The 1,617-nt window shown below is 38.3% G+C and carries 1 protein-coding gene and 2 pseudogenes; all 3 read left to right on the top strand.

All coding sequences use genetic code 11. The features are described 5' to 3' along the window. Positions 1-72 precede the first annotated feature (72 nt). A pseudogene (locus QUB44_RS30815) lies at positions 73-869 on the top strand (transposase); the annotation flags it as partial. Between the two features lie 250 nt (positions 870-1,119). Then, positions 1,120-1,362 (top strand): annotated as a pseudogene (locus QUB44_RS30810) (hypothetical protein); the annotation flags it as partial. 47 nt (positions 1,363-1,409) lie between these two features. Next, on the top strand, positions 1,410-1,547 hold the full coding sequence (locus QUB44_RS30805; RefSeq protein WP_333373705.1) for a hypothetical protein: 138 nt from the start codon (positions 1,410-1,412) through the stop codon (positions 1,545-1,547). Positions 1,548-1,617 lie beyond the last annotated feature (70 nt).

The raw sequence follows: 1,617 nt of genomic DNA, 5'->3' as shown, positions 1-1,617 counted from the left end.
TTCGACTTTTTTTGACGCTTTTATTGATTTTAACTATTTTACGCTTATTCGGATATTTACAAAACCGGGATGCTCCCAAAGCAACTCCAGTACATCAAAAGAAACTTATCTCACATTGAACAGCTCAAGGAGTTAGGTGCTGACCTAGGGAGTCTGAATAAAAGGCAATATAAGATGTTACTAGTCGTGACTGAAGTCTATCGCCAACAACACTGGCTAGCTGAACATAAAAAACAGAGTATTTCAGACAGAATTGTCAGTTTAAGCCAACCACATCTCCGTCCAATTGTGAGAGGAAAAGCAGGAAAACCCGTAGAGTTTGGAGCAAAAATATCGGCGAGTTACTTTGAGAGATACGTATTTTTAGACCGGCTCAGTTGGGATAACTTTAACGAGTCTGGAGACTTCAAAGCACAAATAGAAGCTTATTATAAATTTACAGGCTCTTATCCTGAATCGGTTCATGTTGACCGCATTTATCGGACACTCTTAGAACCGAGCTTGGTGTAGAGAAAGAGGTATTAGAATCAGCGGACCACCTTTAGGAAGACCCCCTGCAAATGTCAGCAAAGAAAAAAAGAAGCAGGCTCTAGAAGATGAGAAAATTCGGAGTTCAATTGAGGGAAAGTTTGGAGTCTCGAAACGAAGATTTAGCCTCGCTCGCGTGATGACAAAACTTGCTAATACTTCAGAGACAGAAGATTGCTATTACTTTTTTGGTCATGAATCTTTCTACCTGGCTTAGACAGGTTTTTTGTGTCGTTTTTTGCCAAGAATCGAAAATAACACCTGTTTACAAGTTGGTTATTATTAAAAGTTATAAGTTAGCCAAGTTGAGACAAAACAAACTTATGTCCGAGCGAGCTTGAATAGATGGTCAATCCCGATGGGACTTTTCCCTTACTTATTCAGCAAGCCCTACTTAGTATTAACTCAACTATAAACAGCTCTTAGATAAACAATTAAAGTATTGTTTTAAACTCTTGCTTTCATAGCTCTCTCTCCAAAATATATTAAGAAAAATGTAATTCACTGAATACTAAAGCAGAGCGAGCGAAAATAGTAGATAGTAACTCTCAGAAGCTTCAGACTTGACAGAAGCAGTAGGAATACGTAGATATGACTAACATCACAAATTTTTTTCTAGGATATCACATAAACGAGCAAATATACGCAGGCAATAGAACTCTAGTTTATCGTGGTATTCGCTCTTGCGATCAGCAACCCGTCGCGATCAAACTACTGCGAAATGACTTTCCCAGCTTCAACGAACTGGTTCACTTCCGCAACCAATACATAATTGCTAAAAACTTAAATATCCCCGGCATTGTCAAGGCATGCAGCCTGGAGAGCTATCATAACCGCTAGGGTGCATCTCACTTTGGCAAATGTGTCAAAAAAGAGATAAAATGAAAAAGCTAGTAAAATCGTTAAATAAAGATGAGGCAAATAAAATGACACCATCAGACCAACAACAGCTAAAAGCCCACTTAAAAGCGGTAGCAGAAATTTTTTACAGAAATACAGATCTAGGACTTAGGCATTGACAAAAAATATCATCTATGTAGTCTAGATAATGGCATCCTTGTGAAGGTTGGCAAAAATATACTCACGGAC

It is taken from the genome of Microcoleus sp. AT3-D2 (genome assembly GCF_036705715.1).
In the GTDB taxonomy this organism is placed as follows: domain Bacteria; phylum Cyanobacteriota; class Cyanobacteriia; order Cyanobacteriales; family Microcoleaceae; genus Microcoleus.
Note: the sequence above shows the minus strand (reverse complement) of the source record. Positions and strands in the feature narration are given on the sequence as shown.

Excerpts from the sequence above, each read along its gene's own strand:
- QUB44_RS30805 (WP_333373705.1), top strand. The coding sequence starts at position 1,410 with ATGAAAAAGCTAGTAAAATCGTTAAATAAAGATGAGGCAAATAAAATG.